The sequence below is a fragment of the Serratia sp. TSA_7 genome (genome assembly GCF_052692135.1).
Genome location: NZ_JBQZFU010000001.1, coordinates 335,920 through 359,360 on the forward strand (window position 1 = coordinate 335,920; position 23,441 = coordinate 359,360).

Consider the following 23,441-nt stretch of genomic DNA (forward strand, 5'->3'; position numbering starts at 1 on the left):
GGTTAATTATTCCATCCATTCGGTATGGAATACACCTTCTTTGTCGATACGCTTATAAGTGTGGGCACCGAAGTAGTCGCGCTGCGCCTGGATCAGGTTGGCAGGCAGTACTGCTGAACGGTAGCTGTCGTAGTACGCGATAGCTGCGGAGAAAGTCGGCGTTGGGATACCGTTCTGTACCGCGTAGGACACCACATCACGCAGCGCTTGCTGATATTCGTCAGCGATCTGCTTGAAGTATGGCGCCAGCAGCAGGTTGGCGATGTCGGCATTGTCTGCGTAAGCATCGGTGATTTTCTGCAGGAACTGAGCGCGTATGATGCAGCCTGCGCGGAAGATCTTGGCAATATCGCCATAGTGCAGATCCCAGTTATTTTCCTGAGAAGCCGCTTTCAACTGAGAGAAGCCCTGCGCGTAAGAAACGATTTTGCCCAGGTACAGCGCACGGCGCACTTTCTCGATGAATTCAGCTTTGTCGCCGCTGACTGGCGCAGCTTTAGGACCGGTCAGCACTTTAGACGCGGCAACGCGTTGGTCTTTCAGTGAGGACAGGTAACGTGCGAAAACGGATTCGGTGATCAGAGACAGCGGTTCACCCAGATCCAGAGAGCTCTGGCTGGTCCATTTGCCGGTGCCTTTGTTGGCCGCTTCATCCAGGATCACATCAACCAGGTATTTACCTTCTTCGTCTTTCTTGGTGAAGATGTCTTTGGTGATGTCGATCAGGTAGCTGTTCAGTTCGCCTTTGTTCCACTCGGAGAAGGTCTCAGCCAGCTCTTCGTTGTTCAGGTTCAGCGCCTGTTTCAACAGGGAATAGGCTTCTGCGATCAGTTGCATGTCGCCGTATTCGATGCCGTTGTGCACCATCTTCACGTAGTGGCCGGCACCGTCAGCTCCGATGTAGGTCACGCAAGGCTCGCCTTCGGCAACCGCAGCGATTTTCTTCAGGATTGGCGCCACCAGCTCATAAGCTTCTTTCTGGCCGCCAGGCATGATTGAAGGCCCTTTCAACGCGCCCTCTTCACCGCCGGAAACGCCGGTACCGATGAAGTTGAAGCCTTGATCAGACAGTTCGCGGTTACGACGGATGGTGTCCTGATAATAGGTGTTACCACCGTCGATCAGAATGTCACCTTTATCCAGGTGTGGAGTCAGGGAAGCAATGGTTTTGTCTGTCGCTTCACCCGCTTTTACCATCAGCAAAATGCGGCGTGGTTTTTCCAGCGATTCGACAAACTCTTCGACGGTGTAGAACGGCGCCAGGTTTTTACCCGGGTTCTCAGCGATAACCTCGTCAGTCTTGTCGCCTGAACGGTTAAAGATAGAAACGGTGTAACCACGGCTTTCGATGTTCAATGCCAGATTGCGGCCCATTACCGCCATGCCGACAACGCCGATTTGTTGCTTGGACATTTAGGAACTCCTGTCTGAGGATGACCCTGTTAACAACTTTGGCCAACAGGTTTTGTGATGTGGCACACATGTTAACTCAGGATTGAGCAGCGTGGGTAGTGATTGGTGCGATAGGCTTTGCAACAGTCTATAACCACTCAAAAATCATACAGCCTGGCTAACAATTTCCGCTTCGCCAGGTAAATTTTCTCACATCCTTCAGAGCGATCAGCGCGTCTTTCAACCAGCAACTGCGCTATTGAATCCGCAGAAACTTCAGGGCTGGCCATCGGCCAGTCAGACATCGGCTGCAGACTGGCAAATTTGTTATCATAGTAATCTGACCAAGACAGAGAGATGCCTGCGACGCCCAAACTGGCGGCAATGACTTGAAAGTGAAAACGCGAACTAATGCAGAAATCATTAACGGCAAATTGAAGACCATCGCGCCAAATATCTTCGAAACGAATGAACTCAGCCTGCGGAAAACACTGCCTTATCTGTTGGAAGAACACGCCGTCGGAACCTGGTCTGAATTCATAAAATCTGATCGCGGTATCCGGATACTGCTTACTGAATAAGGAAACCGCCTGCTGAAGTATCGCCAACAAATTCTGCGTCAAAAGGCCATTTTCAGAAAGCTCAGTATGAATGCATAAGTGCAACGTAGGCTGTTCGCGCTCGATCAGGCGCCCTATCGGATGATCGGGGAAGGCGAAGTAATCATCGCCGGTGAAACTCAAAGCAGGAATATCGAACGGCTCCAGCACTTCGAAACTGGCTCGGTCACGCACGTCAAAGTAATCGAACTGACGAATAAAGGGCGAAAGTTTATTAGCATTGTCGGCAGACAATGGCTGCAATCCTAAGCCGGTAGCGTAACAAACCAAATCGTGTTTCTTTGCGAAATAGGCCGTAAGCTCCATAAGGCGAACGTTCGCACCCCACAGCTCATTAATATACCCGCCGCCCAAAAGATGGATGCTGTGCGCGCCACCAAATATCTTTCCCATAAGACGTTCACGCAAAGGAAGTTTGTAAAAATCGGCAAACTTTTCTTCAACCGAGCCTTCATCACCCAGAGCTTGTGCCAGACGCCAGACATAATCCACGCATCTGGCAGCTGGAAATAATTCCGAGGCGACTACGGAATCAACCGCATCAAGATAAATAGTACAACCAGGAAACCTTTCTTGGAGATAATCCACCCAATAACGCGTCAGCATATCATCGCCAAAATTTGGCATGCCGGCAGCAGATATTAGATAAAAGACTTTCGTTTCAATGAGCTGAACGGGAATGTCCTTATTGTGCCTTTTCGTCCATCGCTTTGCGAAAAAAGCCAAAATGAGACTCCTGTATTTCAGTCAAAAATTAGTAACCTTCAGCAGAAATAGCCCTTTGATAGAGTTTTAGAGTGTCGTCAATGACTAAAGACGAGGCGAACTTGTTTTCAATGCGCTTTCTCCCGCGCACCCCCATCTCGACTCTTTTACTGGGGCTGGTAAGCAAATGCTCCAGTTTTTCCGCCAACAGAGCGATATTGCGTTTCTCAACCAAGCTGCCGGTGTATTCGTCGATAATCAAACTTTGGCAACCACCAACGTCATACGCGATGCAGGCACGCCCGACTGACGAAGCCTCCAAGAGGATGCGTGGGATACCTTCGGAATAGGTCGATGGAAGCGCAACCACATTAGAAGCTTTAATCAAGCTGTACACATCGCTGCAACGGCCAAGCCAGTTAATCAAACCCTGCTGATGCCATTCTTCGATCTGCGACAGAGGTATAGCATCCTGATCGTCGCCGATGGAAATACCCGCCACGTTGAGCACAAAATCAACGCCTTTAAGTGCCAAGCGTTTTTTCACCTCGACCAGATCGCCCAGTCCTTTACTCCAGAGCAAACGGCTGGCGAACAGAACAATCGGCTTTTCGCGATTTATTTCCAATGAATAGTGGTAGATTTCCGGGTTGATGCCCGCCCCGTCAATCACTACGGTCTGATTCTTATTTACCTGGGTCAGCTCGATCAAACGATCTCTATCGTGCTCGTGTTCAAAGGCAAGCAACGATTTTTTATTTTGAAAAATATGCTTGTAGGAATGCAAGGTGAGCAAACGAATGATGTTCATAGATAATTTATCTTCCATAAACACCCGTCCCAGCCCGACAAAGCCCAAGATAATGGGTTTGTTATAGAAGCGGGCAAAGAACCCCCCCATCAGACAAGGTTTGATGGTGATGCAATGAAGCACATCAGGGTTGATCTTCTTGAGCAAACGCCACACTTTGAAAAGTGAACCGACAAAGTGGAACGGGTTAATGGATTGCTCAGAAACTGAAGAATTGTGACATACAAAGCCTTTCTCTGTCAGTTTTTGCAGGATATCATCGCCTACAAAGTGACTGACAACATGTATTTCATAGCCTGCCGCTTTAGCAGCAAAAGCGCGTTCAACCCAGTGCAGATCAAAGTACCAGTCTGAGTTGATAAAATAACAAATCTTTTTCATTTAACTCTTACCGGCTAATGTTGTTTACCATTTTTACCTGATATACCGTCAACAATACCGCGAACTACGTATCTAATATATTCCGCTTTCCGCTCTTGGGATGTAAAAGAAAGTAAATATTTTGTAATACGCAGTGCGATAGCACCTACTGAGTATGGTCTTTCATTTTTTCTGAACAATGCCCTTGAAAGGAGCAGATTTCTTACCAGATAGTAGACCTTCCAGGGTGGGTTGACTCCCACACTCGCAGTCGGTACATCGTGTAAGAACGTCAGCTCGGGTGAGTATCGGATACGATACCCTCGTTGACTTAACCTGTAAGAGAAGTAAAGATCATCATAATAAATAAAAAGCTCAGGCCAAATTGATTCGCGATTAGCGCTTAAAACGTCTTTGCGAATTATTGCGCCAACAAACGAAAGTGTCGCCACCTCAGACGCATGTTGCTCATCAGGGAGGTAACTTTTGGGCCTGAGAATATACTCTAAGGTCTGCACCATCGAGGTAGGCATGGTTCTATAGGGTACGTTCATTTTACACAACGCCCCCTGCATATCTACCACGCGGCAACAATAAGCATCGTAGCCTGATTGAACCACGGCAGAAAATTTCTCGATCAGCCCCGCCGTTGGGTAAGCATCATCATCAAACATAAACACCCAGTCGGTGTTTATGTTCTCTGCAATAAACTCGCTTCCCAGTTTAAAACCGCCAGCCCCTCCGCCGTTGCTTTTGGCACGTATCACATGAAGGCGCGTATCATCAATTGCATTCAACCATTCAAAAGTATTGTCGGTAGAGGCGTTATCAACGATGACAATGTGCTGAAAGGGCAACGCTACCGTCGCTGCCCAGCAGAGCTTTAGTTTTTCCAATCGGTTGAAAGTAACAATTAACGCCGTTGCATTCATCTGACGCTGACCGTAAACACTGGCATTGAGTGTGCTGTTTCAAGACTTTCCAGATAGGTCTCAGCCGTTTTCAAAGCCTCGGCAATAGTCACATCCATATCCAGGTAGCGATAAGTCCCCAAACGACCGATAAAAGTGATGTTTTTTTCTTGCTCAGCCAAATCAACATACTTCGCCAACAGGCTCATCTCACCGACCTGACGGATAGGATAATAAGGGATATCATCCGCCTCACAGGCCCGACTGAACTCTTTGTAGCATACTGAACCGTCATGTTGTTCCCATGGTGAGAAGTATTTATGCTCTGTAATACGAGTATAAGGCACTTCTTGCTCGCAATAGTTCATTACGGCACACCCCTGGTAGTCCCCTTCCACGGTAAAACGCTCAAAATCGAGGGTCCGATAGCCCAGACGACCGAACTGGAAGTCGTAGAAAGCATCCAATGGCCCACTGTAGAACACGTGATCATATTGCGCACGTGTTTCCGTCTGGTATGCGATCCCCAGAGACACTGAGATATTAGGATGATTAAGAATACCCGCAATCATGCTGGTATATCCGTCTTTCGGCATGCCCTGGAATTTATGATTGAAGTAATTATCATCATAATTAAAGCGAATCGGTAAACGTTTCAGGATTGAAGCCGGCAATTGGGCGGGTGACATTCCCCACTGTTTGATGGTGTAACCTTTGAAGAAGGCCTCATACAGTTCTTTACCGACAAAACGCAATGCTTGCTCTTCAAAGGACTGAGGGTCCGTTATGCTACTGTCGCCTTTTTCAGCAATTAATGCTTTCGCCTCTGTAGGCGAACAGGTCTTTTTAAAGAACTGGTTAATGGTATGCAAATTAATAGGCAGAGAGAAAACCTGACCATTCACTGTAGCCTTTACACGATTTACATAGGGCATCATGGTGGCGTATTGGTTCACAAAATTCCACACTTGCTCATTGTCAGTATGGAAAATATGTGGGCCGTAGGTATGTACCATCACATCAGTTTTTTCATCACGGGCATCATAGCAATTACCTGCAATATGCTCGCGACTATCGATGATTTGGACTTTATGCCCTTGCTCAGCCAATTGACGACCGATAACCGCGCCAGAGAAACCAGCGCCAACGATTAAAACATTTTTGCTATTCATCAGTATGTTACCCAAGTATTACGCGTCTAACTTTATAATAGTACTTCGTCAATGTGTTGCGGCGTACAGTTCCTTTTGGTGCCAACTTGTTCAAGGCAGGCATTAGTAACCTTTTGACCTTTGTCAGATTTAGTACGGGTACATGATGATCTTTCTGCGTGCTACCCGAGAGCGCCACTGAAGTCACTAATCGTTCATAGCTCTCAAATGCCCAGGGCGTATTTACGACATTCTTGTGATAATTATCAAAGAAATCAACATGCCTATTGTTCCAGGGTTTATTTTCCCCGGCAAAGTGAATCATTTTAGGGTTTTTACGTGCCTTGAGGAAACTCATATACGTGGCAAAACGTAAGTTCGGGAAGAAATCATCAGTATTACCGTTGCCATGGTATACGTTCCATTCTAATGGCAGATAATGTACGCGCCCATGGAATACCTGATTCATAATATCCTGATCCAGGAACCAATAGGTCTTGCTTTTCAAGGCATCCATCAGGCTGGAAAAAGTATTTTCTCTATTCATCTGAACGATATTGAATACTAAAATTCCGGCCTGGAAATAACCATCCGGATTAGCCATACCCAGTGAGGTTGACAAATATTGTTCCGCGGGCATCACACCATCGCTGGATTGCGACATGGCACCAAACATGACGAAACCTTCCATTACAATATCTTTTACTGCAGCAACCAGATTATCTTCCAACGGCACCGTCATCAACTCCGCCAGATCGCTTTCCACGACGGTATCGGAATCGATAAAGATAACTTTTTCAAAATCAGAAAAAAGTTTCGGAATAAATAAACGGGCATAGGTTGCAGCACTAAAGTGCGCCCGCGTAAATACGCTTTTTATTTCGCTGAAAGCATTAACATCAAAGAAACGCAGATTAATATTTTCATGTTTGGAAACTAATGTAAAAAAGCGTTCTTTATTGGCTAAAGCAACACCATTTTCCAACACCACCAGATCGTAATTCAGTTCCGGATTGGCATTGGCAATAATGGAGTGAATCAGCGCCCCACCGCTAATCGCATAATTATCATCAAAACAGATTACTACCGGCACATTTTTGACTGGAAATGCAGGTTTTAACTTTGCATTAAAAGTTTCCTGCTGAATGAATGTACGCTGTAACTCTTTGATTTTTAATTCATGCTTATCAATTTTATAATTGATATAAATATTTAGCAATCTTTCTGAAATATGACCTACAACCCGTTTTTCTTGATTATTGTAATTTTTAAACCGGATTTTTTCTTCTAACTTATCAAGAATGGCGAACAACCATTTTGAATAGTCATCAAATATGTCTTTCCTCATGACAAACATATTTGTGTAATAACCGTCTGATGCGTTATTAAATTTATCTGCCGCGCTCTTATACTCTGGATAAAGCGCATCCAGAACTTCCAATGCAGCATCATAGTCTTCAATATGAAGATAATTGGATATCTTATAATGCTGGTAGTTATTTTTACTACCCGCAGCGTTAACATCCCACTTTTTTGGCAAAATAACATCAACGTCTGCTAAACATTTGATAATGTCGGGGTCGTTTAATCCGTATTGGTGTTGGTACTGTTCGTCGATTTTCTCATAATTGACCACACCCCAATTATCCTCCGGGGCATGTTGATCTTCAGAAAAATTGAAATGACGACGATAATGCATAAAGCCGATATAATCAGCTGGAGCGGCATTTTTCCACACCCAATAATGGGCAGTCAATTCACAGTAGAACGGATTTTTGAATGAAATATTATCGCCAGTATCATCACCTGGGCAACCAATCTCATTTAAACTATTTGCCTTTCCCACATGAATTGGTTGGATTAATGTAGATTCAAGAAAAGCACTTGGCTTATGGTGACAAGTGTAAATTTTAATATTACTCATTTGTATTACCTAAAGATTACCTTGTTCATAAACATCAAGCCATTGCCTCTTTATAATGAGAGATAACTGTTTTAGCATCTCCAATTTCTCTCATTTTATGGTTCTCTATCCAAATGACCTTGTCACAAATTTTCTCAACATCGGCAAGATTATGACTTACAAAAAGAATAGTGACACCTTTTGCCTTAAACTCACTGATAGTATTTAAGCATTTGCGTTGGAATGAAATATCCCCCACAGCCAAAACCTCATCGATAATGAGAATATCAGGATCAACTTGGGTGATCACAGAAAAACCTAACTTTGCCAACATACCGCTGGAATAAACACGAATAGGTTCATCAATGAAATCCCCCAATTCGGAGAACTCAATAATCTTATCGAGTCTTTCCTTCAACTCCTTACGGCGCAGCCCTAATAAAGTTGCATTGAGGCGGATATTTTCACGGCCGGTCAATTCAGGATGGAAACCGCCGCCCAATTCTAACATGGAAGCCACGCGCCCCTGTACGCTAACCGTACCCGAGGTAGGCCGCATCACACCGGCTACAAGCCCTAAAGAAGTACTTTTTCCTGCACCGTTTCGGCCTATCAGCGCAACTGATTCGCCCTTTTGAACCTGAAAACTAATGTCGCCAATAGCCAAATAGCTACGTCCCCGTAGCAGGTTGAACGCGCGGCGCGGATTAAAAATCAACTCTTTAATGCCAGATCCAATATGATGATATAATGGATAGCGCTTAGTCACATTTTTAAATTCGATAGCTATGCTCATTATAGAATCTCTGCAAACCTGTACTTCAGCTTATTGAATATACTAACGCCAATGATAATAAACAACAGTGCATATCCGTATAGCATGCCAACCTGTTGATAATCTATGACACCATTCATGAACAGATCACGCCAGCTCAATATCATATTGGCTAGGGGGTTATAATCAATCAGGAATTTGTATTCTTTTGGAATCATATCTCCGGAATAGAGAATTGGGGTGCAATAAAACATCAGCATAATACCCAACGTGACAAATCGCTCCAAATCGCGGAAAAAAAGATTCAATGTTGATAACATCATGGCAATACCGAAAGTCATCATCATTTGTGCCAAGCCTATTAATGGAACACCCCAAATCCAATCAATAGATGGTCGCATGTCATAGACATAAAGAAATACGATAATAACTGGGATCGTGCATAAAAAATGCAAACACTCCATTAACACATTACTGAATGGAATCACCGAACGTGGAAAAACGGTTTTTTTAATAATTTGAGCATTCGCTAGAAAAGAGTGTAACGAGTTTGACGTTGAGCTGGCGAACCATTGCCAAGGGAAAAGACCGGTAATAATAAAAATAGTATAGTTAGGGATTTGAACCCGCATGACTAACTTAAATATAAAATAGTAGATCATGGCAAACAGCAATGGGTTAGCGATTGACCATAAATAGCCAAAGAAACTACTTTTATATCTTACTTTTAATTCTTTCTCTGTAATGACCGCGGCCAAATCCCAGAGGTAACCTAGACTATACTTCATATAAAAACTCGATTTAAGATTAAAATTCCCTAACATCTGAAACGTAATAGCATTTCAACCGGTGCAGATCTTGATGAGAAACACTTACCTACGACTGGCTCGAAGGAATCAAGTACTGCTCAATTTTAAACGATATTTTCAACCACGCTACCGCCCCTGGCGTTGCTGCAACCAGAGTACACTTGAGATAACTCACTGATTTTTATTAAAACAGCAAACTGCTCACGCCCCTACTCGCTTTCGCTATCGTGGCCCCAACAGCCTCTCTATTGCGGGTCTGGGTGCTCGCTAAGGTACATCCAACCGCACCCTATTGCTCTAGGAATAGGCTGGATTCACCGTCATCAAATCACTTGTAAGGCTTAGTCCTGCAGCATCCCCTTCAGCCACTCGGCGAATGCAGTTCCCTGAACAGGATGACGAACGCCGTACTCTACGAACGCTTTCATATAACCCAATTTATCGCCACAGTCATGAGAACGCCCCACCAAAGCAAAAGCATCAACCGGCTTTTGCTCCATCAGCATAGCGATAGCATCGGTAAGTTGAATCTCACCGCCAGCCCCGTAAGGCGTTTTTTCAAGCAACGGCCAAATGTCTGCAGCTAAAACATAGCGCCCTACCACTGCCAGGTTGGACGGTGCTTCATCAAGCGCTGGTTTTTCTACAATCGCGTGCATTGGCACACTTTCACCCGGCGCGACCACAGCACCTCGGCAATCCACCACCCCGTACTTGGAAACATCCTTTTCTGGCACCGGCTCAACCATCACCTGACTGCGACCCTGCTGTTCAAAACGGGCTATCATACTGGCCAGGTTATCTCTTTTCAGGTCGCTGGCAACATCGTCCATTAAAACATCAGGCAGCAGCACAGCAAAGGGTTCATCGCCAATTAAAGGCCGAGCGCACAAAATCGCATGACCCAAACCTTTGGATTGCCCCTGACGGACATGCATCAGCGTGACGCCTTTAGGGCAAATCGATTGAACTTCCTCCAGCAGTTGCCGCTTGACACGCGACTCCAGCATGCTTTCCAGTTCAAAGGAAGTATCGAAATGATTCTCGATGGCATTTTTAGATGAATGAGTTACCAGAATAATTTCTTTAATGCCGGCAGCGACACATTCATTCACGATGTATTGGATGAGGGGTTTGTCAACGACTGGCAACATTTCTTTAGGAATAGCCTTTGTTGCCGGCAACATGCGGGTGCCAAGACCTGCAACTGGAATAACAGCTTTAAGCATTTCTGTGGAGACTCCCAACTACTTTAGTTTCATTAACACAACACACCAAATGTTTACCACTGTGGCCCATCGTTCCGTCCGCCAATTTTGGGTGTATTGCCAAAATGATGTCAATTTTCTTCGGGCTGAAGTATACACCTATGTTGAGGGTTAATACATTAACACCACATAGACGACCACCTAGTTGCCTATCAGTTAGCCTGAACACAACTAAAAAATCAAAGTAAGATAATGAAAAAAATGAAAAAAACTAAATACGCGCCTATTTTGGCGCTAACATTGAGTCAAGTATATAGATATAGAAAGCATCGGCTTTTGAACAAATATCAATCACAATAAATAGCAAAAATATAGTAACTTACGTTATAAATAACTCCATTTATTGAGAATGATTATTGATCAACCCATTCAGCCCATAGGCTATAAATATCAACGTACTATTAATAAAAAAAAGCCCACAAAATAGGGGCTTTTGAAGATTTTTTGTACGTTAGCGCAGCCTTAGAGTTTATTGCCGTACCCTTGCGGGTTGTTCTTTTGCCAATTCCACGTATCACGCATCATATCATCAATCCCGCGACGTACTTCCCAACCCAACTCCTGGCGCGCCAGATTGGCATCAGCCCAAAATGCTGGCAGATCGCCATCACGGCGCGGCAAAATCTGGTAAGGAATGTTCACTCCTGAAGCCTTTTCAAAAGCCTGGACCATAGCTAAAACAGAGTAACCAACTCCAGCTCCCAAGTTATAGGCTTTGAACCCATCGATCTTATCCAAGTGGTCCATCGCCATCAGGTGGCCCTCGGCCAAATCCATAACATGAATATAATCGCGCACACCGGTACCATCTTCAGTCGGATAATCGCCACCGAATACACCCAGTTTCTCAAGTTTACCAATGGCAACTTGAGAAATGTAAGGCAACAGGTTATTTGGGATACCGTTTGGATCTTCACCAATCATCCCCGACTCATGGGCCCCGACTGGGTTGAAGTATCGCAGGGCAATAATGGAGAATTGAGGCTCGGCCTTGGCGAAGTCCTGTAGAATTTGCTCCACCATCAGTTTCGATGTGCCGTAAGGGCTGGTGGTACCGCCGATCGGCGTGGTTTCAACATAAGGAACAGGGGAATTGGCACCATAGACCGTTGCGGAAGAGCTGAAGATGAACTTGCTCACCCCTGCGCGACGCATTTCTTCCAGTAATACCAGAGTACCAGAAACATTATTTTGATAATATTCAAGTGGTTTGCGAGTTGACTCACCGACTGCTTTCAGGCCGGCAAAGTGGATCACGGCTGAAATCTTATTCTCGTCGAAGATGTTGCGCAAACATTCACCATCCTGAATATCGCCTTGGTAGAACGTTGCCGCTTTACCAGCCAACTGTTCGACGCGGTGCAACGACTCCTCTGATGAATTCGACAGATTATCCAGCACAACAACATCTTCGCCACGCCCCAACAAGGCCAGCACGGTATGAGAACCAATATAACCGGCACCGCCAGTGACTAAAATCGCCATAACAACTCCTTATACGCGCCTATGGCGCTAAAGATATAAATTTTGATTATCGCCCATGACGTTCATTCAAACAAACAGGGCTGCAATAGCAGCCCTGTTCTGATGCAACATCGTGGTAATGACATTAGCGAGACAGCATCGCCAGAATTTCGTTTGTTTTTTCTTGCATCAACGCTACATTCGCACGTGACTCAACGTTGAGACGCACTACCGGTTCGGTATTGGATGAACGCAAGTTAAAGCGCCAATCTGCAAATTCCATGCTGATCCCATCGGTGTAATCTACCTCACCGGCCTGGGCCAGATAGTGTTGCTTCACGCTTTCAATTGAAGCTGCTGGCTGCGACAGTTTGATATTGATTTCTCCTGAGGACGGATAAGCTGCAATCCGGTCCTGCACCAGTTGCCCCAGCGTCTGGCCCTTAACACAGACCAATTCAGCCACCAGCAGCCACGGAATCATGCCGCTATCGCAATAAGCAAAATCGCGGAAATAGTGGTGGGCGCTCATTTCACCACCATAAATGGCATCTTCTGAGCGCATACGCTCTTTAATGAAGGCATGACCCGTTTTTGACATCACCGGCACGCCGCCAGCTTTGTTCACAACATCGATAGTGTTCCAGCTCAGGCGTGGATCATGAATGATTTTTGCCCCTGGTTGTTTTTGCAGGAAAGCTTCCGCCAGCAGGCCAACAATATAGTAACCCTCAATGAAATCACCTTTTTCATCAAACAGGAAGCAACGGTCGAAGTCGCCATCAAACGCGATCCCCATATCCGCACCCTGTTCACGCACAGCATTGGCAGTATCTGCGCGACACTCGGGCAATAACGGGTTAGGAATACCATTCGGGAATGTGCCGTCCGGCTGATGATGGACCTTAATAAACTCCAACGGGACGTTCAGGGCCTTAAGAGAGGCTTCGATCGCATCGATTGCATGCCCGGCCGCACCATTGCCTGAGTTGATAACCAGTTTCAACGGTTTGAAGTTTTCGGTATTCACATAAGACAGCACATGCTGAACGTAATCACTCAACACGTCCTGACGCACATAGCTACCACGCGTAGCGACCGGTGCAGGGAACTGATTGGTTTCCGCCAGTTCCTGGATTGCCCGTAATCCAGTATCTCCGCTAATCGGGCGTGAACCTTCACGAACCAACTTCATTCCGTTATAGTCGATGGGATTATGACTGGCTGTCACTTCCACGCCGCCGTCAGCTTTCAAATGAGAAGTGGCAAAATAAACCTCTTCAGTCCCGGTCATACCGATGTCGATAACGTCGGTGCCAGCATCCTGTAAACCTTTTGCCAGAGACAGCTTCAAACTTTCGCTGGTCAACCGCACATCACAGCCCAAAACAATGGTCTTCGGTTTCAAAAACTCGCCATAAGCGCGCCCTATGCGGTAGGCGATATCATCATTCAGCTCTTCACCTAATTTACCGCGCACATCGTAAGCTTTAAAACACGTTAACTTTTCCATCGCCAAACCCTTTAATTAAACTCTGCCATACCGATCGTGTAAACGCTCAATGTCATCTTCTTCAAGGTAAAACCCTGATCGAACTTCAATGATTTCAAGATCGATTTTTCCAGGATTCTCCAGCGTGTGAACGCTGCCGGCCGGGATGAAGGTGGATTGATTTTCCGATAAGAAGAATTCTTTGTCTTCAACATTCACTTTTGCCGTACCACTGACGACCACCCAGTGTTCTGCGCGGTGAAGATGGCGCTGTACTGACAATCCTTCGCCAGGACGGACAATGATTTTTTTGACCTGGAAATGTTCGCCGCTGTCGATATCGCAGATCTTGCCCCATGGACGATAAGAAGAGGAGTGTTGGCGGAAGTGATGAAGATTACGTTTCTTCAACTCATCAACCACCTTTTTGACATCCTGAACACGGTCTTTAGTCGAGATCAACAACGCATCATTGGTATTGATCACGATAAGATCGTCCAAACCAATGGTCGCCACCAGAGCAGAGTCCGAAGAGATGTAGTTATTGTTGGAGTCGATAGAGATAACCTCACCAACGTTGACATTCCCTAAGCCATCTTTTTCGGAAACCTCCCATAAGGACGACCAAGAGCCAACGTCGCTCCAACCGGCATCAATAGGAATGACTACCGCATCCTGCGTTTTCTCCATGACCGCATAGTCTATGGAGTCACTTGGGCAGTGCTTAAATATTTCCTGATCAACACGGATAAAATTCATATCACGCTGACTGGCAGCCACAGACTGTTGCGTAGTGCTGAAAATTTCTGGGCTGAACTGCTGCAGCTCTTGCAGGAACTTGGCCGTTTTAAACATAAACATACCGCTGTTCCAGCTATACTCGCCACTGGCAAGATACTCAATCGCCATTTCCAGGCAAGGTTTCTCCACAAAAGCATCAACTTTGAAGCATTGATTGGAGAGCGCAGTACCACGTTTGATATAACCGTAGCCGGTTTCCGGATGCCCAGGAATAATACCGAAAGTCACCAAATTATCTTCGGTGGCATGCATAATTGCCGTTTTTATTGCCGCATGAAAATTTTCAACCTTTTTAATCAAATGGTCGGCAGCCAACACCAATAATATGCTGTCTTCGTCTTCTTCGGCAGCCAAATGCGCTGCCAACGCAACAGCTGGCGCAGTGTTACGCCCAACAGGCTCTAAAATGATATTGGTCGCAAGTTGATCGATTTCACGCAGTTGTTCAGCGACTAAAAAACGATGCCCCTCATTGCAAATAACCAATGGGGCGGCGACTTCCACACCATCGAGCCCGGCTAAACGTTGCAAAGTCTGCTGCAACAGGCTAAATCCACTGTCATCAATGGATAAAAACTGCTTAGGAAACGATTCGCGCGACAGCGGCCACAGCCGGCTGCCAGTACCGCCAGCCATAACCACAGGAATTATTTTTGACATTATTAATCCTTTACTCAATCGTCTGGCTTATAAACAAGAATGCGGCTTAAAACCTACCTACCCACCATTCTAAAGTCATACAATTACACATAAACAGTGGTATACATGTTAAAAAACAGTCACTCCAAAGCCAATCACCGCCTATGAAACAACATACGAGAAAGATGAATTACTTTCGGGTAAGGGCAGGAGCACCACTTGCAGCTAACATAACGTATTGTGACAAAAAAGAGCAGCTCAAGGCTGCTCTTTCAGACTAATACTCATAACCAAAGTTAAACTCTGTCTCAACGGCTTAGAGCAAAGTACTGAGCCACACGCTTTACATCATGCTCATCCAGGGTACCTGAATCACTTAGCAGGGTGATCCAAGCCTTGATATAGGTATATTTCGCCGACGCCAAGTCCTTTTGCGCGCTGTATAACTGTTGCTCAGCGTTAAGCACATCTACGTTGACGCGTTGCCCCGCCAGCACGCTTTGCCGGGTAGCCGTGACCTGAGTGGTCGCCGACTTGACCGCCAACTCGTAGGCAGCCAGCTTGGCACGGCTGCTGATGCACAGATTGAACTGCTTGCGTAAATCATTCAGCGTGGTGCCCGTCTGAGCATCCATTTCATACATTGCCTGCCCATAGCGTGCGGCAGCCTGGCGGGTTGACGCCGAAACGCCGCCACCGGCATAGATGGGTACGCTGACCTGTACGCCAATGCTGTCGGTGCGATACTTTTGATTAACCGTGTTATCGCTGCTGGAGTCATTTTCCGAATGTGAGGCGTAAAGCTGCACCTGAGGCATAAAACCTGCGCGATTTCTCTCCACTTCATATTTAGCAGCATCAACACCGTGACGTGACGCCGCCAACGTCGGGTTATTTTCCAGAGCGATCTTTTGCCATTCCTCAAACCTGGAAGGGATGAGCGGCGCCACCTGGAATTTGCCTGGGCGCAACGTTTGCAACTCATCCAGTTGGTTGAGCGGGACACCAATAATCACCTCCAGCTCGCGCTGAGCGGCATCCAACGCATCACGCGCTTCAATCTCCTGTGCCTCGGCCAGGCTATAACGGGCCTGGGTCTCAGAAACGTCGGTAATGGTGCCTTCACCGGCCCCCATTAAACGATCGTTCAGCGCCAACTGCTCTTTATAAGCCGCTTTCTGCGCGGAGGCCAACGCGATCTGGTCTTTCGAGTAAGCCACCTCCACGTAAGCGGAAATCACCCGCACCGCCAAATCCAGAAACTTGCTGCGATAGCGCTCATCCGACATCAGCGTTTGCGCCACGCCGGCTTTATAACGCGCATAAGCCTCGTAATCGAATAACGGTTGCGTCAGCGTAATCGAGCTGGAATAGCTGCGATACTGCCTGCGCTGGGTGACTTCGCTGACATTGCCAAAAATGTCACTCGATGGAAATTTTTGCGTCTGCCAGTTTCTCGGCGAATTCTGGTAATTGCCCGATACCTTCGGCAACAGCCCCGCCCTGCCGATATTTTCGTTTTCGTCTCCTGCCTCTTTCTCTTTTATTGCCGCCCGGAAGGTCGGATCTTTTTCAAGTGCCAGCGAATATGCGTCTAGAATCCCTATCGAATGAACCGGCGCAGATATCGCAAACAAGAGGGTACTGATAGCAAGGCCAGCAACCTGTCGTTTAAATTGAATCAAAATTATTCCTCGGTTAAAGAAGTATGAGCGCGATCCAAAATGGGTTTAAACAGATAGCTCAACAGCGAACGCGACCCCGTCTTCACGAACACCTCAACAGGCATACCCGGTTTGATGTCTTCCCCACTCAGCATCTTCATGCCTTCTGGCGTTACCGTAACCTGCATCTGGTAGTAGGGTTCACCGTTGGCCTTGTCCACCAGCCGATCGGCGGAAACCAACGTCACCGTTCCCGGAATTTTCGGGGTCTTGTTTTGGTTGAAGGCGGTAAACATCAAATCCACCGGCAACCCGTTGTACACTTTATCGACCAGTTCCACCTTGAGGCGAGAGTCCACCACCAGCGTAGCCTGACTGGGTACAACGTCCATCAGGTGGTCACCCGCTCCCACGACGCCCCCCTGAGTAAAGATACTTAATCCGACCACGGTGCCATCCACCGACGAAGTGATGGCCGTGTTGCCGAGCTCAAAATTCGCCATTTCAAGTTTATTTCTGAATTCGCTGGCATCCATTTGGGTCTGCGCCAACTGGGTTCGGACCTCACGCTGATAATCGGCAAAACGTTGGTCGATCCGCTGCTGAGACTCCTGCAACTGCTTTTGCAGTTGGCCAATTCGCCCAACGGTTTCATCGATGCTGCTGTTCACCTCGGCAAACTGGCGCTGAACTTCCAGATAGCGGTTACGCGGCAAATAGCCGTCCGCAGCCAGCTGTTTCATGCTGTTCATCTGCTCGCGCAGACTCGAAAGCTGAATCTGTTTGTTAACCCGTGAGTCCTGCAGGCCTTTCAATTGGAAACGCATGCCATCCATTGACTGCTTATAGCCGTCGATTTCGCTTTGCAGCCCCAGGCGCCGGGAAGAAAACAACTGTGTTTGCAATGCAATAATTTCGGCCACACGTGGCTGATCTTGGATTTGCTCAAAAACGGGGGAGAAAGTGACTTTGGTTAACCCATCTCGCTCGGCGAGCAACCGCCCTTCCGAAGCCAGCGTGGTGTAGTACTGGTCCCGCAGCGAAGCGACCTGAGCCAGTGCTTGCACCTGGCTCAATTGCACCAGCACCTCACCGGCTTTAACCTTGTCACCTTCTTTAACGGCGATATTTGTGATAATGCCACTGGCTGGCGCCTGCACCGTTTTACGGTTGCCGGAGACGGTAACGGACCCCGGCGTCGCAACCCCTTTGTCCAAAGGCGCAAATGCTGCCCAGGCAAAAAAACCAAACAGTCCAAACCCAACCACTAACCATCCCATGCGGGTGAAACGCCGCTCATCCTGGGGGATCTGCTCTGAATACGAGTCTTGCGGCTCACCAATGTGCGTAGACATACCAACTCCTTTGACTGCAGACGACGCATTTCAGCGCCGCCCGGCAAGTTCACAGCTTAATTAATTTGAGTTTTTGGGATATTGCCTTCGTCCGGCTCGGAATTGACTGCGCGAACCGCCTGCTGTGGAGTCTGCGCTTTCTGAGCATTCGCCAGCGCCTGCAACACCTGCTGAGTTGGGCCAAATGCATTGACGGTGCCGTTCACCAGCAACAACAATTTGCTGGTCATCGACAGCAGATTGGTTCGATGGGTAATCAGAATCACCGTTTTATTGCGTTGTTTAAGGAACAGAATCGCCTGATTCAGCGCCTTTTCACCGGCATCATCCAGGTTGGAGTTAGGTTCATCCAACACGATCAGGGAAGGATCGCCATACAACGCACGCGCTAGCCCAATACGCTGCTTCTGCCCACCAGAGAGCCCTGCACCACCGTTGCCTATGACCGAATCATAACCATTAGGGAAACGCAGAATCAGTTCATGCACACCAGCCAGTTTGGCGGCCTCAATCACTTTCTCTGAATCGATAGCGTTAAAACGCGCGATATTCTCTGCAATGGTGCCGGCGAACAATTCAATGTCCTGCGGCAGGTAACCGATATAGGGTCCCAACTCGTCTTTGTTCCATTGATAAATATCGGCGTTATCAAGCCGTACAATGCCTTCGCTTACCGGCCAAATACCGACCAGCAAGCGCGCCAACGTGGATTTACCGGAAGCGCTTGGCCCAATAATCCCCAGCACGTCTCCCGGTTGAATGGCAAAGCTGACGTTATGCAATACCGCGTCGGCTTTGGAACCCGGTGGCGTGGCGGTTACGCCTTCTACCGAGATGACACCTACAGGTCGAGGCAACGACATGCCCAACCCGCGCGGCGGGTGCTTATCAAGCAATTTTACCAGGCGTTGATAGGAGAGCTTGGCTGAACTCCAGCTTTTCCAGACGTTGATCACCTGTTCGATAGGTGCCAGCGTGCGCCCCATGAGAATCGAACCGGCAATCATCATTCCGGGGGTAATGTGGCCATCAATCGCCAGCCAGCCGCCCAGCCCCAGCACCAATGATTGCAGCGAGAGACGAACAAACTTGGTGATTGAAGTAACGGTGGTGGCGCGTTCGCTGGCCACACGTTGGCTATTGAGGAAGCGTTGGTGCAATGTAAACCAACGTTGTTTAAGATTAGGCAACATGCCCAATGCCTCGATCACCTCGGCATTACGCAAGTTGGTGCTCGCCAGGCTGCTGGACATGATTGACAGCTTGCTCGCTTCGCCCAAAGGCTTCTTGGAAACCATTTCGTTGACAACCGCCAGAGCGATCAACAACAGCGATCCCACCAGCGCAAACAAGCCAAGCCAAGGGTTGAACAGGAAAATCACCAGCAGATAGATCGGGAACCAGGGCGCATCGAAGAAAGCGAATAAAGCGCTACCGGTAAGGAATTGGCGAACGGTAGTTAAATCACCCAGCATCTGTCCTGCATCCGAAGAGCCATTTTTAAGATTTGCCTCATACGCCGCAGTATAAATACGGGTATTCAAGCGCATATCCAACTGGCTGCCAATACGGATAACCACCATGCTGCGGACATACTCTAATAACGCCATCATGCCGAACATACCCAGCATAATCAGCGTTAACATCAGCAATGTGATCTCATTACGCGATGGAAGCACCCGGTCATAAACCTGGAGCATATAGATCGAGGGGACGAGCATTAACAAATTAATAAATGCGGTAAATATGCCAACGGTCCAGAAAATTTTGCTGCGTGTCCGTATAACATCCGCAATTTCATTGCGCGGTATAAATTGATTCACTTTCTGCCCTTACATCATGTGCACTGTCAGTCCAATCCGCATTGATTTCCTCTAAGGAAATTCCTAAAAAGAAAAAATAGAAAAAATCCTAAAGAAGGCTCACCCCAAACATGCTCGAGACTGCAGATACTTTTTTTAACTATAGGTAGAGAAAGTGGATATCGGCAAGGTGGAACACGAAAAAAACCTCTCGCAACTAATCAAGCTAAAATCAGTTAAAACAACAAGATGAAAGGGAACATAAATAAAGTGGGATTATTCAGTAGAGAGATAAGTCAGAGATGATGACACTGCTCACAAATAAAAAACGGGGAGATTTAACCTCCCCGTATTATTTAATAACTAACAGTTTCAATGGAAACTATTACTCTGCAGAGTTTACACTCATGCGTAATGCAGAGTATCAATCAGTTGTTGGTGGTTTTGACCAGTCAGGTAAACAACGCTGTCGTTGGTATCCAGAGTGTGGTTATCGTTATTATCGATAATCACATAGGAGCTGGCGTTATTGCCTGTTCCGCCGAACACCACAGATGCCACACCGACTTTAGCGGTCAGTGAGTTACTGCTATCCAGGCCGAGGATACCGCCCAGCAGCCCGATAACGCCGTTGGTCAGACCGCCAACCAGCGTACCCAGCAGAGCATCCAGAGTATCGGAAGCACGGGTGCCGTAATCCGCCACCGCAGTGCCGCTGGTATCGCCGGAAATGGTCAACGCGGAAGCAACGTCGACAATTTTGTCTTTGGTGCTGTCAAAGTCGGTGATGGTAATACCAGCCTGAGTATTACTGGCCTTAGCTTCGAAGGTATTTACACCAGTGCCGCCGGTCAACGTGGTATTGCCGATCGCCGCCAGGTTGTCGGCAGCTGTAGAGCCTTCCACCGTCAATTGGTAGCCATTCAGACCCAGGGCAGTCAGAACCGGCGCCAGCAGCGCGGTAGTGACAGCACTCAGTGGCAGAATGTTCAGCAACTGAACGATGATACCGTCACCGGTACCGCCGTGGCTTGAATCAAGATTCAGGCCGCCAGTGTTGGCCGATGCATCGATATCACGGACGTTGCTGTAACCGCTACCCAGAGTCAGGTCAAGCAAGTGATCGCCGGTAACGGTGATGTTTTGTACCTGAGCATTGGTCCCGGTCAGCGACAAAATATTGTCAAAGTTACCGGTACCACCGGAAGCGATGTTCACGTCGGTTAATGCCGTTGGGAACAACAGGCTACTGCTGCTGTTCAACGCCAGAGAGCCTGCGTTCACATCCGAAGAACTTGTAGCGGTAAAGTTAACATCAAAGTGATTGGTCGCATTCTGCAGGAAAGTAATTTCCACGCTGCTTGCCGCAGTCGCATTACCCGTAACTTCCAGTTGCGCCGAACTGCCCCCGGCGGCATTAATCACTTTCACCGCTTCGGCCAGGCCAGAGAGTACGAAGCCTTGTGAACCGATATTAGAGGTAGCAGCCTGATTGATAGTGGTGCTAAGAGTCCCTGTCAGGCTTGATTCTGAGATGGCATTACCGGTTAATACGCCAAAATCAAAGGTATGGTTTGCCGCAGTGGATCCGCTGCTTACCGTTGCCTTGCCGATATAACCCGCCAGATCCAACTTCTCGAAATTGCTGAACTGTGAAGAATTGCTGGTAATAGTCGCAGTACGAGTAAGGGTGTTGCCTGACATCACGACGTTTTTGGTAATAAAGTTGGCGGAGATAGTATCAATACCAGCGCCACCGTTGCCGGAAACGCCTGCACCTACGGTATTAGCACCGCCAACCGCAGCATTGCCCAACCATTTCAGCGAGTCATTCCCTGCGCCCAGATTAAAATCACCGGTAGCGGTAGCGACAGCCGCCGTAGCGGTAACCAGCACATCATCCGCGCCGGAGCTGGCGTTAAGGATTACGTTGCCGTTATTCACGGTGATATCAACACCCGGGTTAACCCCGTTGTCTGACAGGTTAACCGTTGCTGCGCTGGTGCCGTTAATGGTGAGATTCGCCAGATGATCGGCGAACTTCAGGTTAACGACGCTGGCGGCATTGGCGGCAAGCAGGACATCGGTCAATACCGCAGTTTCTGCATTACTGATCTGATGTGAAGCCCCGGTATTAACCGTTCCGGTAGCGTTGCCACCAGCCGCTGTTGTGCTCAGGGAGGCTGCAGTTTTGTACAACAAGCTGGTGCCGATATCAAATTCAAACCCGTGTTGCTGGGTTACCGTAGTCGCATCGGTCGCCGTCGAAGTGCGCAAATCGTTGATAATCGCCTGAGTAATGGCCGATTTATCAGAACCTAACGCGCTGTAGACTGCTAATTGACCTGCATTGGCAGCAACACCATGCACCGCAGTATAAACATGTTGAATAAAATCATCACCTGTCAGCTGCGCGCCTTTGCGTTGGAATTCAGCAGACGTCAACAGTGTAGCAATGAACCCTTTATAGGTGGTGGTACTAAGAGCTAAATACTTACTCCAGTTATCTAATGCACCAGCATCGATCCCGCGATCAGGTACGGCTAAATACAAAGCAGCAGCTTGTTCCTGGAAACTCAGCCCAGGTAGCTGTCCGGGAGCGTAAGTCACTGTTGCATCATTGAAATGCTGCTGTGCGACCAGATCACCAGACGCGACAGTGCCTTTCAACGAGTTAATAATTTCAACCATCACCTGACCACGAGTAGAACCTGCTCCAAGTTCATTCACATAGGTAGAGAGTTCACTGGAGGAAGGGGCTCGTTCAAAACCAAATTTAAACAGACGAGTGACAAAATCAGCACTGCTCAGCGTAGAAAGATAAGATCTTTCATTCACAAACTGTTGAGCAACCTGCGCTAAAGATTTTGTCCCGGCGTTTAAAATAGTACCCCAAGTATTGATACCTGCTGCTGATTGCACTGAACCAATAATGTGATAAAGAGCCTGAACGTCGGAAGCACCTTGACCCGATGCAGTTACGCTGGCCGAAGGGTACAAAATCTTGTTAATTTGAGTATCGAAAGCGCTTTGCGAATTAAGGCTTGCGGAATCAAAACCATGATAGCTATTAAGATTTTCAATACTCTTATCAATGGCTAAGGACAACGAACCACTCGACGAGAGCAGATCTTGTAAAACTGACGTTGAAGCAGCTACACCATACACTTTGGTATAGATAGTTTGTAGGATATTAAGATCTGTTTGACCACTATACAACGCCTGACCACTTGCAGATGAAATCAAGTCCGCAATGTATGCACCACTGGTTAAGGTTCCAGATTCGAGTTGCGCACCTACGCTGTCATATACTGCACTACTTGCACTTTTTCCTAAGACAGCATACAGAATAGCAGCTGCCTCTTTTTGAAATGCCAGAGAAGCCATAACAACCCCCTTCGAGGTACATTAAAAAGTAATAAATGTCCACCTTGACAAAGCCTTAATCGGAAATGCAAAAGTGGATGAATTATTAAAAAACCTTAAAAAACAACCATCTTTAAACTACAGTTCACGTAA

Annotated in this window: 16 protein-coding genes; all 16 read right to left on the minus strand. The window is 47.2% G+C overall.

All coding sequences use genetic code 11. The features are described from left to right. Positions 1-6: 6 nt before the first annotated feature. Positions 7-1,413, minus strand: a complete 1,407-nt coding sequence (gene gndA / locus ACUTQW_RS01700; protein ID WP_006324437.1) for an NADP-dependent phosphogluconate dehydrogenase — start codon at positions 1,411-1,413, stop codon at positions 7-9. A 137-nt stretch (positions 1,414-1,550) separates the two neighbouring features. Next, positions 1,551-2,738: a polysaccharide pyruvyl transferase family protein gene (locus ACUTQW_RS01705; RefSeq protein WP_020438767.1), complete on the minus strand. Its 1,188-nt coding sequence runs from the start codon at positions 2,736-2,738 to the stop codon at positions 1,551-1,553. A gap of 28 nt (positions 2,739-2,766) precedes the next feature. After that, complete coding sequence (locus ACUTQW_RS01710; protein WP_006324435.1) at positions 2,767-3,909, minus strand: glycosyltransferase family 4 protein; 1,143 nt, start codon at positions 3,907-3,909, stop codon at positions 2,767-2,769. Between the two features lie 14 nt (positions 3,910-3,923). Next, complete coding sequence (locus ACUTQW_RS01715; RefSeq protein WP_020438766.1) at positions 3,924-4,820, minus strand: glycosyltransferase; 897 nt, start codon at positions 4,818-4,820, stop codon at positions 3,924-3,926. Continuing rightward, the gene (gene glf, locus ACUTQW_RS01720; protein WP_006324433.1) at positions 4,817-5,971 is read right to left on the minus strand and encodes a UDP-galactopyranose mutase; all 1,155 of its coding nucleotides are present in this window, start codon (positions 5,969-5,971) and stop codon (positions 4,817-4,819) included. The genes ACUTQW_RS01715 and glf overlap by 4 nt, the downstream gene beginning before the upstream one ends. Before the next feature lie 7 nt (positions 5,972-5,978). Next, positions 5,979-7,874 carry a DUF4422 domain-containing protein gene (locus ACUTQW_RS01725; RefSeq protein WP_445654781.1) on the minus strand — a complete coding sequence of 632 codons (1,896 nt, stop codon included), beginning with the start codon at positions 7,872-7,874 and terminating at the stop codon, positions 5,979-5,981. 34 nt (positions 7,875-7,908) lie between these two features. Beyond that, a complete protein-coding gene (locus ACUTQW_RS01730) occupies positions 7,909-8,649 on the minus strand; it encodes an ABC transporter ATP-binding protein (RefSeq protein WP_020438762.1) in 741 nt (246 codons plus the stop codon). Then, positions 8,649-9,416, minus strand: coding sequence for an ABC transporter permease (locus ACUTQW_RS01735; RefSeq protein ID WP_020438761.1), 768 nt, complete (start codon positions 9,414-9,416; stop codon positions 8,649-8,651). The genes ACUTQW_RS01730 and ACUTQW_RS01735 overlap by 1 nt, the downstream gene beginning before the upstream one ends. Positions 9,417-9,778: 362 nt before the next feature. Next, positions 9,779-10,666: a UTP--glucose-1-phosphate uridylyltransferase GalU gene (gene galU / locus ACUTQW_RS01740; RefSeq protein WP_063199883.1), complete on the minus strand. Its 888-nt coding sequence runs from the start codon at positions 10,664-10,666 to the stop codon at positions 9,779-9,781. A gap of 501 nt (positions 10,667-11,167) precedes the next feature. Next, positions 11,168-12,190, minus strand: coding sequence for a UDP-glucose 4-epimerase GalE (gene galE, locus ACUTQW_RS01745; protein ID WP_006324428.1), 1,023 nt, complete (start codon positions 12,188-12,190; stop codon positions 11,168-11,170). Positions 12,191-12,314: 124 nt separating this feature from the next. Then, on the minus strand, positions 12,315-13,682 hold the full coding sequence (gene cpsG / locus ACUTQW_RS01750; RefSeq protein ID WP_202291969.1) for a phosphomannomutase CpsG: 1,368 nt from the start codon (positions 13,680-13,682) through the stop codon (positions 12,315-12,317). A 15-nt stretch (positions 13,683-13,697) separates the two neighbouring features. Next, a complete protein-coding gene (locus tag ACUTQW_RS01755; protein ID WP_064798760.1) occupies positions 13,698-15,122 on the minus strand; it encodes a mannose-1-phosphate guanylyltransferase/mannose-6-phosphate isomerase in 1,425 nt (474 codons plus the stop codon). Between the two features lie 287 nt (positions 15,123-15,409). Beyond that, positions 15,410-16,786, minus strand: a complete 1,377-nt coding sequence (locus ACUTQW_RS01760) for a TolC family outer membrane protein (protein WP_064798759.1) — start codon at positions 16,784-16,786, stop codon at positions 15,410-15,412. A gap of 2 nt (positions 16,787-16,788) precedes the next feature. Then, positions 16,789-18,120: an HlyD family type I secretion periplasmic adaptor subunit gene (locus ACUTQW_RS01765; RefSeq protein ID WP_064798758.1), complete on the minus strand. Its 1,332-nt coding sequence runs from the start codon at positions 18,118-18,120 to the stop codon at positions 16,789-16,791. A gap of 56 nt (positions 18,121-18,176) precedes the next feature. Further along, positions 18,177-19,943 carry a type I secretion system permease/ATPase gene (locus tag ACUTQW_RS01770; protein WP_006324423.1) on the minus strand — a complete coding sequence of 589 codons (1,767 nt, stop codon included), beginning with the start codon at positions 19,941-19,943 and terminating at the stop codon, positions 18,177-18,179. Positions 19,944-20,327: 384 nt separating this feature from the next. Beyond that, positions 20,328-23,309, minus strand: a complete 2,982-nt coding sequence (locus ACUTQW_RS01775; protein WP_445654782.1) for a beta strand repeat-containing protein — start codon at positions 23,307-23,309, stop codon at positions 20,328-20,330. Positions 23,310-23,441: the final 132 nt, after the last annotated feature.

Bases quoted from the DNA above. Each gene is read 5' to 3' on its own strand.
- gndA (WP_006324437.1), bottom strand. From the start codon at position 1,413: ATGTCCAAGCAACAAATCGGCGTTGTCGGCATGGCGGTAATGGGCCGC.
- ACUTQW_RS01710 (WP_006324435.1), bottom strand. From the start codon at position 3,909: ATGAAAAAGATTTGTTATTTTATCAACTCAGACTGGTACTTTGATCTG.
- ACUTQW_RS01715 (WP_020438766.1), bottom strand. From the start codon at position 4,820: ATGAATGCAACGGCGTTAATTGTTACTTTCAACCGATTGGAAAAACTA.
- glf (WP_006324433.1), bottom strand. From the start codon at position 5,971: ATGAATAGCAAAAATGTTTTAATCGTTGGCGCTGGTTTCTCTGGCGCG.
- ACUTQW_RS01725 (WP_445654781.1), bottom strand. From the start codon at position 7,874: ATGAGTAATATTAAAATTTACACTTGTCACCATAAGCCAAGTGCTTTT.
- ACUTQW_RS01730 (WP_020438762.1), bottom strand. From the start codon at position 8,649: ATGAGCATAGCTATCGAATTTAAAAATGTGACTAAGCGCTATCCATTA.
- ACUTQW_RS01735 (WP_020438761.1), bottom strand. From the start codon at position 9,416: ATGAAGTATAGTCTAGGTTACCTCTGGGATTTGGCCGCGGTCATTACA.
- galU (WP_063199883.1), bottom strand. From the start codon at position 10,666: ATGCTTAAAGCTGTTATTCCAGTTGCAGGTCTTGGCACCCGCATGTTG.
- galE (WP_006324428.1), bottom strand. From the start codon at position 12,190: ATGGCGATTTTAGTCACTGGCGGTGCCGGTTATATTGGTTCTCATACC.
- cpsG (WP_202291969.1), bottom strand. From the start codon at position 13,682: ATGGAAAAGTTAACGTGTTTTAAAGCTTACGATGTGCGCGGTAAATTA.
- ACUTQW_RS01755 (WP_064798760.1), bottom strand. From the start codon at position 15,122: ATGTCAAAAATAATTCCTGTGGTTATGGCTGGCGGTACTGGCAGCCGG.
- ACUTQW_RS01765 (WP_064798758.1), bottom strand. From the start codon at position 18,120: ATGTCTACGCACATTGGTGAGCCGCAAGACTCGTATTCAGAGCAGATC.
- ACUTQW_RS01775 (WP_445654782.1), bottom strand. From the start codon at position 23,309: ATGGCTTCTCTGGCATTTCAAAAAGAGGCAGCTGCTATTCTGTATGCT.